Annotated in this window: 9 protein-coding genes; 3 read left to right on the forward strand and 6 right to left on the reverse strand. The window is 73.0% G+C overall.

Going from position 1 to position 9,797, the window contains the following annotated elements; genetic code table 11:
* The first annotated feature begins 506 nt into the window (after positions 1–506).
* From tsaB to tsaD, 3 genes are read left to right on the forward strand one after another with little or no spacing between them, the layout of a single operon-like run.
* The gene (gene tsaB / locus ABZ805_RS28535; RefSeq protein WP_358446799.1) at positions 507–1,265 is read left to right on the forward strand and encodes a tRNA (adenosine(37)-N6)-threonylcarbamoyltransferase complex dimerization subunit type 1 TsaB; all 759 of its coding nucleotides are present in this window, start codon (positions 507–509) and stop codon (positions 1,263–1,265) included.
* Positions 1,262–1,753 carry a ribosomal protein S18-alanine N-acetyltransferase gene (gene rimI, locus ABZ805_RS28540; protein ID WP_358446802.1) on the forward strand — a complete coding sequence of 164 codons (492 nt, stop codon included), beginning with the start codon at positions 1,262–1,264 and terminating at the stop codon, positions 1,751–1,753. Before tsaB ends, rimI begins: the two co-directional genes overlap by 4 nt.
* Positions 1,750–2,808 carry a tRNA (adenosine(37)-N6)-threonylcarbamoyltransferase complex transferase subunit TsaD gene (tsaD, locus tag ABZ805_RS28545; protein ID WP_358446805.1) on the forward strand — a complete coding sequence of 353 codons (1,059 nt, stop codon included), beginning with the start codon at positions 1,750–1,752 and terminating at the stop codon, positions 2,806–2,808. Before rimI ends, tsaD begins: the two co-directional genes overlap by 4 nt.
* A gap of 244 nt (positions 2,809–3,052) precedes the next feature.
* Here the strand turns inward: tsaD and ABZ805_RS28550 are convergent, their stop codons facing one another.
* From ABZ805_RS28550 to ABZ805_RS28575, 6 genes are all read right to left on the reverse strand, one after another.
* Entirely contained in the window at positions 3,053–3,505 is a 453-nt protein-coding gene (locus ABZ805_RS28550; RefSeq protein ID WP_358446807.1) for a MarR family transcriptional regulator, read from the reverse strand.
* A gap of 97 nt (positions 3,506–3,602) precedes the next feature.
* A complete protein-coding gene (locus ABZ805_RS28555) occupies positions 3,603–4,463 on the reverse strand; it encodes an AraC family transcriptional regulator (RefSeq protein ID WP_358446810.1) in 861 nt (286 codons plus the stop codon).
* 199 nt (positions 4,464–4,662) lie between these two features.
* Positions 4,663–5,790 (reverse strand): allantoicase, encoded by a 1,128-nt coding sequence (alc, locus tag ABZ805_RS28560; RefSeq protein WP_358446813.1) that lies wholly within the window; start codon positions 5,788–5,790, stop codon positions 4,663–4,665.
* Positions 5,787–7,133: an allantoinase AllB gene (gene allB / locus ABZ805_RS28565; protein WP_358446816.1), complete on the reverse strand. Its 1,347-nt coding sequence runs from the start codon at positions 7,131–7,133 to the stop codon at positions 5,787–5,789. Before allB ends, alc begins: the two co-directional genes overlap by 4 nt.
* Before the next feature lie 35 nt (positions 7,134–7,168).
* Positions 7,169–7,894, reverse strand: a complete 726-nt coding sequence (locus tag ABZ805_RS28570) for an aspartate/glutamate racemase family protein (RefSeq protein ID WP_358446823.1) — start codon at positions 7,892–7,894, stop codon at positions 7,169–7,171.
* Between the two features lie 23 nt (positions 7,895–7,917).
* A complete protein-coding gene (locus ABZ805_RS28575; RefSeq protein WP_358446826.1) occupies positions 7,918–9,405 on the reverse strand; it encodes an NCS1 family nucleobase:cation symporter-1 in 1,488 nt (495 codons plus the stop codon).
* Positions 9,406–9,797: the final 392 nt, after the last annotated feature.

Below are 9,797 nucleotides of genomic sequence, written 5' to 3' on the forward strand. Positions count from 1 at the left end.
CGGACGAGTTCGGGGCGCGCTGCGCGGAGTGCCCCGAACCGGCGCCGGTGTACGCGGGGCGCGCCTTCGGCTCTGCGGGTGTGAACGGACCGTTCGTCCGATCTAGTTGGTCGAACGGTCCGTTCACTCCGGTCGGGTCGTGGTCAGTCCCGGACGGTTCGAGTCGGCCCGGCTCCCTCGGAAGAACGGGGGCGCCGGTTGACCCCTTTTAGGCGAACGGCCGGTCGTTATTTTTGGCTGCGGCGGCACCATCGCGGGGCGAACGGACCGTTCGTCCGGTCTCCTCAGATGAACGGGGCGTTGGCCGACCGCCGCGTTAGGCGAACGTCCGGTCGCTATTTCTACAGCGGCGCGGCGCCATCGCCGGGTGAACGGACCGTTCGTCCCGTCCGATTGGACCAACGGTCCGCTCACTCCGATCCGGGTGGGCGGGGTTCGTCGTGGTCGGGGTCCCGCCCGGCACCCGGGACACGTCGGTGACCTGGGGTGACGTAGTCTTTTCGGCTGTGCTCGTCATCGCGCTGGACACTTCGACGCCCGCGGTCACCGCAGGGCTGGTCGCCTTGGACGGCGGCGGACCCCGGCCTCTCGCGCAACGCGTCACGGTGAACGCCCGGGCGCACGGCGAACTGCTCACCCCGCACCTGATGGCGGCGGTCAGCGAGGCCGGTCATCGGCTGGCGGACGCGGACGCGATCGTCGTCGGCTCCGGCCCCGGCCCGTTCACCGGGCTGCGGGCGGGCATGGTGACGGCCGCAGCGCTCGGGCAAGCCCTGGACGTCCCGGTGCACCCGGTGTGCAGCCTGGACGCGATCGCCGCCGCGGTGCCGGAGACGGCCGCCGCGCAGGGGGTGCTCGCCGACGTCGGTGAGCCGGGCGCCGCCGTGTCCGGTGCCTCGGCGGGCGGGATGCGGCTGCTGGTCGCCACCGACGCGCGCCGCAAGGAGGTGTACTGGGCCGCCTACGGGCCGGACCGGGAACGCCTCACCGGCCCGCACGTGCACCGCCCGGCCGACGTGCCGGCGGAGATCGCCGAGCTGGACCTGGACTTCGCCGTCGGCGAGATGGCCGACGCGCACCGCGAGGTGTTCGGGCTGGAGGTCCTCGACACCCGGTACCCGACCCCGACCGGCCTGGTCGCGGCCGCGCGGCACGACCTGCACAGCGGGGAGGAACCGCTGCCGCTGGTGCCGATGTACCTGCGCCGCCCGGACGCCACCGCTCCGGGACCGCGCAAGCAGGTCAGCCCGGAGGCGGCGTCGTGAGCACCCCGTTCATCGCGAAGCTGCGCCGCGCCGACCTGAAGCGGTGCGCCGAGCTGGAGCAGGTGTTGTTCCCCGGCGACGACCCGTGGTCGCTGGAGTCGTTCGCCGCCGAGCTGGACCGCGGCCACCACTACCTGGGCGCCTACGACGAGGCGGAGCAGCTGATCGGCTACGCCGGGCTGTCGCTGGCCGGCCGCCCGCCGGAGGTGGACGCCGAGGTGCACACCATCGGCGTCGATCCCGCGCACCAGGGCCGCGGGGTGGGCCGGGCACTGCTGCTGCGGCTGCTGGCGCGCGCCGACGAGCACCACGCCACCACGTTCCTCGAAGTGCGCACCGACAACGACCCGGCGATCGAGCTGTACCGCAAGAACGGGTTCGAGATCGTCGGCCTGCGCAAGCGCTACTACCAGCCTTCGGGCGCGGACGCGCACACGATGCGCAGGCCCGCGGTCGACCCCACTGCGGAGGGAGGTGGTGCGTCGTGACCACCACCGACCGGATCGTGCTCGGCATCGAGAGCTCCTGCGACGAGACCGGAGTCGGCCTGGTGCGGCTCGGCGCGGACGGTTCGGTGGAGCTGCTCGCGGACGCCGTGGCCTCCAGCGTCGACGAGCACGCCCGCTTCGGCGGTGTCGTGCCGGAGATCGCCAGCCGGGCGCACCTGACCGCGATGGCGCCGACGATGCGCCGCGCGCTGGACGAATCCGGGCTCGCACTGTCCGATGTGGACGCGATCGCGGTGACGGCGGGCCCCGGCCTGGCCGGGGCGCTGATGGTGGGCGTGTCCGCGGCCAAGGCCTACTCGGTGGCGCTGGACGTCCCGCTGTACGGGGTGAACCACCTCGGCGGGCACGTCGCCGTGGACACCTTGCAGCACGGGCCGTTGCCGCGGCGCTGCCTGGCGCTGCTGGTCTCCGGCGGGCACAGCCAGCTGCTGCTGGTGGAGGGCATCGCGGAGCGGATCACCCAGGTCGGCTCCACCATCGACGACGCCGCCGGGGAGGCCTACGACAAGGTCGCCCGCATCCTCGACCTGCCGTACCCGGGCGGGCCGCCGATCGACGAGCTGGCCAAGCAGGGGGATCCGAAGGCGATCGCGTTCCCGCGCGGACTGACCGGTCCGCGGGACGCGCGGCACGACTTCTCGTTCTCCGGGTTGAAGACCGCGGTGGCCCGCTGGGTCGAGGGCGAGCAGCGGGCGGGGCGGGAGATCCCGGTCGCCGACGTGTGCGCCTCGTTCCAGGAGGCCGTGGCGGACGTGCTCACGTTCAAGGCGGTGCGCGCGGCGCAGGACCTCGGGGTGAGCACCCTGGTGATCTCCGGCGGGGTGGCGGCGAACTCGCGGCTGTCCGCGCTGGCCGCGGAGCGGTGCGCGGCCGCCGGGATCGAGCTGCGGGTGCCGCGGCCCCGGTTGTGCACCGACAACGGCGCGATGATCGCCGCGCTGGGCGCGCACGTGGTGGCCGCGGGCGCGAAGCCGTCCCCGCTGGACCTGTCCGCGACGCCCGGGCTGCCGGTGGAGACGATCGTCCTGAGCTGACCGGGCCGTGGGGACGGGCCGGTGCCGGTCGAGCCGGTCAGCCGGGCCAGCCGGGCAGCTGGTCGAGCCGGGGCAGCCGATCAGCCGGTCGAGGGGGTCAGCCGGTCGAGCCGGGGCAGCCGGCCAGCCGGTCGAACCCGGACAGCCGCACAAGCCGGACAGCCGGTCGAACCCGGACAGCCGCACGAGCCGGCCACCCGGCCAGCCGGTCGAACCCGGACAGCCGGACGAACCCGACAACCGGTCAGCCGGACTGCTCGCGCAGCGAGTGGATCATGCCTTTGAGCAGCCGGAACGCCTCCGCCTGCTCGGCTTCGCCCAGGCCGCCCAGCATCCGGCGCTCGACGTCCCGGACCGCGGCGCTCGCCTGCTCCAGGCTGCGCCGGCCGCTGGGCGTGAGCCGGGCGGGGAGCGCCTTGCCGACGGGCGCTTCCGCGGGTCTGGTCACGTGACCGGCGCGTTCCAGGTTCTGCAGCAGCACGTTCATCGACTGCCGCGTCACGAACGCGCCGCGCGCGAGCTCGGAGTTCGACAGGCCCGGTCGTTGCGCCAGCAGCTCCAGGCAGGAGTAGTGCGTGACGGTCATCCCGAGCGGCCGCAGCACGTCCTCCATGGCGGCGCGGAGCGTGCTCGACACCTCTTTGAGCAGGTAGCCCAGGGACGTCTCCAGCTCGACGCCGGGACCGCTTCGACTCATGTCAGCAGTCTGACATGAAGGTGCCCGTCCGCTTCTGCTGCACGGCACCGGGTGGCGGAACCACCGGGGTTCCGCCACCCGAGCACCGCGCAGGCCGTCAGGCCTCCTCCACCGGGATCCACAGCTCCGCTTCGCCGCGGGCGCCGTCCGCGGACACCTCGGTGCGGAGGAGTTCCGGGCCGGGCCTGCTGCGGTAGGGGTTCGACGGGAACCACTCGGTGTAGACGTCCCGCCACAGGTACTGGATGGCGTGCGGGAACTCGCCGGACACCTCGAACACGGCCCAGGTCCCGGCCGGGACCGCCAGCGAGTCGAGGTCGTCCGGGCCGGGGTTCCCGGCCACCACCCCGTGGTAGTAGTCGAGCGTGCTCCCCTCGGCGCGGCCGTCGTCCAGGTCGTCGGTGGCGGCGATGACACCGGCCGGTTCCTGGTCGGACAGGGCCGCGATGCGCCGCAGCTCGTCCGGGCCGATGCCGCGGACGTGCTCGACGATCGCGGGGTTGGGGCCTTCGTGCACGAGCGGTACCCGCGCCTTCCGGCCGACGACGTGGAACGCCTCGCGGCGCACGATGCGGTAGCGCATCTCGCTCCTCCCTTCGACGGTGAGCCGGAAGGAGATCCGCTGCTGGGAGCGCAGCGCGGCGCCGGTACGCCGGGCTTCGCCGGGGCCGACGCCGTGCACCGCGCGGAACGCCCGCGCGAACGCCTCCCCCGAGCCGTAGCCGTACCGGACGGCGATGTCCAGCAGCGTCCGCCGCCCGGCGAGCACTTCCGCCCCCGCGAGGGTGAGCCGCCTGCGCCGCAGGTACTCCGAGAACGGCATCCCCGCCAGCGCGGAGAACATCCGCCGGAAGTGGTACTCGGAGGTGGCCGTGATCCGCGCGAGCTCGCCCACGTCGACGGTGTCGCCGAGGTGCGCTTCCGCGTGGTCCAGGGCCGCGTTCAGCCGATCCAGCACCGGATCCTCCTTCTTCCTGATGCCCACCACGCTAGGTCGCAGGCGCCGCGGCGCACCCGACTTCCCGTGCCCGTTCCGGTCGGTCGGCGGAGGACCGGCCGGCGAGGGCTCGGCCGGTGGCAGACCCGGCCTGCCAGCAGAAACCGGGCAGAAACCCGTCCGGTCAGCAGGAACCGGCAGCAGCGGAGCGCCCGGCCGGTCAGCGGAAGGCGGCCGCCAACACGGTCACGGCGTCGGAGCCCGCCGCGGCGGCGAGTTCGCCCGCGGTGCCGGCCGGAACGCCGCAGTCGAGCAGCACGTCCCGCGCGTACTCCGCGGGCACCGCGGAGTACCAGCGGCGCACCAGGTCGGCGTGCCCGTCGGTGGTGGCGGTGCCGTGCAGCCGCAGCCGCGCCATGCCGCCGTCCGGGTGCACGTCGAGCCGCACGTGGGTGAACTCGGCGCCGGAGTGCAGCCGGAACCGGTGCCGGGTGTCGGGTTGCAGCCGGGTGCGCGGCAGGACCTCCCGCCACGCGGCGGGATCGGCCGGATCGGCCACTCGTCCGTCCACACCGGACAGCACGGCCCAGCCGGGCGCGTTGCCGACGAAGTGGCTGGTGTCGAGCTCTGCGGCGGTGAGCACGCCGGGCGCGGCGAGCCCCACCTCCACCCAGTCGTTGCCGTCGTCGCGGCGCCGCGCGGTCTCCCAGCCCTCGCCCATCACGGCGGCCCGGCCGGGCGCGAGCAGGTTCGACGGCGAGCTGTAGAACATGTTGCTGCACCCGGTGATGCGCCCGCCGTGCTCCAGCGCGGCCAGGTCGAACTCGCCGCGCGCCCACCTCGGGTCGGCGACCGGTTCACCGCGGGCGCGCAGCCGGGCGATGCCGCCGTCCGGGTGCATGCACAGCTTCAGGTGGGTGCAGCGCAGCGCGGTGTCCACGTCGAAGGCGTTCTCGGCGTCACCGCGGACCGGCGAGGCGGGCAGCAGTTCCACCCAGTCGGCGTCGAGGAGCTCCGCCGGGCTCGGGTAGCCGTCGACGGCCGCGCCTTGCACGGACACCTCGGGCGGGTAGTTGCCCTTGAAGAACGCGGTGTCCACCACGAGCCGCCGCACGATCCCCGGCAATCCGAGCCGGATCAGCGCGAAGTCGTGGCCCGGTTCGCGGCGCCGCCGCGTCTCCCACCCGTCGTAGACCTGTCCTTTGTGGCCGAACGTGTAGGGCTGGTAGGCGGGTGCGGCGGGTTTGATGAGGTTCTCGCGTTCGGCGAACAGCTCGTCGTTGGCGTGCACGACGGCGCCGCCGACGGCGCGCGAGGCGAGGTCGGGCAGCGCGGACCGGTCGTTCATGCTTCTCCCCTGCTCAGCAGCGTTCCTCGTGGTGGGCCTGCGATGTCGACGGGTTCGCCGCGCAGCCAGGTGCGCCGGACGCGCCCGGCGAGCGCGCGGCCCTGGTAGGCGGAGACGGGGTTGCGGTGCTGCAGCTCGGCGGCGTCGACGACGAAGGCCTCGTCGGGGGCGAAGGCGCACAGGTCGGCGTCGGCTCCCGGTGCGATGGCGCCCTTGCGGTGCAGCCCGGCGATCTCCGCGGTGCGCCCGGCCATCCAGCGCACCACGTCGGCGAGCCCGTGCCCGCGCAGCCGCGCCTGCGTCCACACCGCGGACAGGCCGAGCTGCAGGCTGGACACGCCGCCCCAGGCGACGCCGAAGTCGCCGGTGTCGAGCCGCTTCAGCTCCGGGGTGCAGGGCGAGTGGTCGCTGACGACGCAGTCGATGGTGCCGTCGGCGAGCCCCTGCCAGAGCCGTTCGCGGTTGGCCGCTTCGCGGATCGGCGGGCAGCACTTGAACTGGGTGGCGCCGTCCGGGATCTCCTCGGCGGTGAAGCCGAGGTAGTGCGGGCAGGTCTCCACGGTGACCCGCACCCCGTCGGCCTTCGCGGCGGCGATCATCGGCAGCGCGTCCGCGGAGGACAGGTGCAGCACGTGCACCCGCCCGCCGGTGCGCCGCGCCAGGTCGAGGACCTGGGCGATGGCCACGTCCTCCGCACCGCGCGGGCGGGAGGCGAGGAAATCGCGGTAGTGCTCGCCGTGCGGGCTGGGTGCGGCGTCGATCGCTTCCGAGTTCTCGGCGTGCACGATCAGCAGCGCGTCCCGGGTCGCGAGCTCGGTCAGCGCCGCTTCCAGCCCGGCGGAGTCGAGCGGCGGGAACTCGTCGACGCCGGAGTGCAGCAGGAAGCTCTTGAACCCGAACACCCCGGCGTCGTGCAGCGGCCCGAGGTGTTCGCGGTTGCCGGGGATCGCGCCGCCCCAGAACCCGACGTCCACGTGCACCCTGCCGTCGGCGGCCTGCCGCTTCACCGCGAGCGAACCGGGGTCGACGGTCGGCGGGAGGCTGTTCAGCGGCATGTCCAGCAGCGTGGTGATGCCGCCCGCGGCGGCGGCGCGGGTGGCGGTCGGGAACCCCTCCCACTCGGCGCGGCCGGGGTCGTTGACGTGCACGTGGGTGTCGACGAGGCCGGGCAGCAGCACTTCGTCGTCGGCGAGCTCCACGGTGCGCGCGGCGGGCGGTGGCGCGTCGTGCGGTGCGACGGCGGCGATGCGGCCGTCGCGGACGGCGACGCTGCCCGCGGTCTCGCCGCGCGGGCCGATGAGCCGCCGCGCGCGGATCACCACGTCGTACGGGTCGTCTGGCACCGCAACCTCCTGTTCGTCGTTCCCGGTTCCGCCGGTCAGGCCCGGCTGATCGGCCAGCCGGTGATCTCCTTGGGCAGCGGCGAGGCCCAGCCACCCACCTTCGAGGTGCTGAGCCGTTGCCGCACCAGCAGTTCCGCCAGTCCCACCGCGGCGGGCACGCCGTCCACGACGGGCACGCCCGCGGCGTCGCGCACCTGCTCGGCGAGTCCCGCCATGCCTGCGCAGCCGAGGCAGATCACCTCGGCGCCGTCTTCGCGGACGGCGCGCACGGCTTCGGCGGCGAGCCGGTCCCTGGCGCGTTCCGGGTCGGCTTCCAGTTCCAGCACGGCCATCCCGGTGGCGCGCACCGAGGCGCACCGCGAGCTCAGCCCGGTCAGCGCGAGCCGGTCGGCGATCTGGCCGGTGGTGCGCGCCAGCGAGGTGACCACGGAGAAGCGGCGGCCGAGCAGGCTCGCGGTGTGCGCGGCGGCTTCGGTGATGTCCACGACGGGCACGTCGAACAGCTCCGCGAGCCCTTCCTTGCCGTGCTCGCCGAATCCGGCCAGCACCACCGCGTCGAAGGGGTCCGGCACGGCCCGCACCCGGTCCATCACGGCGACCGCGGCCAGGTAGCTCTCGAAGTTCCCCTCCACGGAGGGCGGGCCGAAGCGCGGAGTGACGGCGAGGATCTCGGTGCCGGGCGCGGCGATCGCGGTGGCCTGCGCGCGGATCACCTCGGTGACGGCTTCGGTCGTGTTGACGTTGGCGACGACGATGCGCACGTGCTCTCCCTCAGTGCAGTCCCTCAGTGGATTCCTTCGGCGGTGGTGCTCTGCGCCAGGTGGCCGCCGGGGACGTCGGTGAAGTCGCGGCTGCGGTCGGCGATCAGGTGGTAGATCCCTCCCGCGAGCAGCGCGCTGAGGAACCAGGAGAACGAGGACAGCACGGCGAACGCGGGCACCACGGCGAGCGCGATGCCGACCGCCGACGCGGGCAGCAGCGCGGCGATGGCCCGCGGGTTCACGCCCCGCCGGTAGGCGTACTCACCGGCGGGGTCCTCGGTGTAGAGGTCGGGCACGTTGATCCGGCCGCGCCGCAGCAGCCAGTAGTCCACGATGATCACGCCGAACAGCGGCCCGAGCACCGCGCCGAGCCCGCCGAGGAAGTACTCCACGGTGGCGGGGCTGTTGTAGAGGTTCCACGGCAGCACCACCACGGCGAGCACGGCGCTGATCAGCCCGCCACGCCGGAAGTCGATGTGCTTCGGTGCGAGGTTGGCGAGGTCGTAGGCGGGCGAGACGAAGTTGGCGACGATGTTCACGCCGATGGTCGCCAGCGCGAACAGCAGGGCCCCGACGACGAGGACGAAGGTGTTCGGCACCTTCGCGATGATCTCCGCCGGATCGGTGATGATCTCGCCGAACAGGGTGTAGGTCCCGGCGGTGACGGTGATCGACACCATCGCGAAGGCGGTGAAGTTCACCGGCAGGCCCCAGAAGTTCCCGCGCAGCACCGATTTCCGGTCCGGCGCGAACCGGGAGAAGTCGCAGAAGTTGAGCATCAGCGTGCCGTAGATGGCGATGGTGAGCCCGGCGGCGCCGAGCACCTCCCACCACATCGCGGGCCCGCTGAGCGCGTTCGGCGGGTTCCAGGAGATCCGCCCGCCCGCGAGGACCAGCACCCAGATCGCCATCGCGAGCATCACGACCCACACGATGGGCCCGGCCCAGTCCTGGAACCGGCGGATGATCTCCATGCCGAAGCTGAGGATCACCAGCTGCACGGCCCACAGCGCGAGGAAGCAGAGCCAGCCGAGGCTGGAGAGCCCGAGGATCGAGTCCTGCGCGTAGGGGGTGAGCGCCGGGTCGATGCGCAGCACCAGCACCACGACGGCGAGCGAGGCCAGGTAGGTCTGGATGCCGTACCAGGCGATGGCGACGACGGCGCGGATCAGCGCGGGCAGCTGCGCGCCGTGCACGCCGAAGGAGATGCGGGCCATCACGGGGAAGGGGACGCCGGTGCGCTGCCCCATGCGGCCCATCAGGTTCATGCCCCAGAACACGACGAGGATGCCGATGAGCAGCGCGAGCAGCGAGGGCAGCGCGCCGAGCCCGAGGGCGAACAGGCCTGCGGCGAACGTGTAGTTGCCGATGTTGTGCACGTCGTTCATCCACAGCGCGAAGATGCTGTAGGTCTTCCAGCGGCGTTGTTCGGGCGGGGCCAGGTCGGCGTTGTAGAGCCGGGGGCTGGGGCTTCCCGGCGTGGTGACGGCTTCGGCACGCTCCATCGACATGGCCGCTCCGATTCCACATAACGGAAGTATACTTATAGGTATACGGAAAAGTAGGCCTGTTCCAGCCCTCGGTCAACCACCACTTCCCCGCACTCCCCCGAGCAGAACGCCCCGGAAACCGGACGAACGAGCCACGCACGGCACGCCCCAGCAGCCCCCGTCCGCCACGCGTCAGCGGCGAAGCCGCCGAACAGGAACCACCAGAAACAGCAGTCCCTCGCCCATCCCCCTCAGCGACGAACCCACCGACCGCGAACCACCACAACAGCGGCCCCTCGTCTTCCGCCTGTCAGCGGCGAAGCCGCTGAGCCGCCGATCACGCACGCAGCCCGGCCACCCGCGGGTTCTCAGCGGGATTCTCGCGAGGACAGCGTTTTCTCCTGTGGCGGAGC

Origin of the sequence: Saccharopolyspora sp. NPDC047091, assembly GCF_040643635.1 — a bacterium.
Classification (GTDB): domain Bacteria; phylum Actinomycetota; class Actinomycetes; order Mycobacteriales; family Pseudonocardiaceae; genus Saccharopolyspora_C.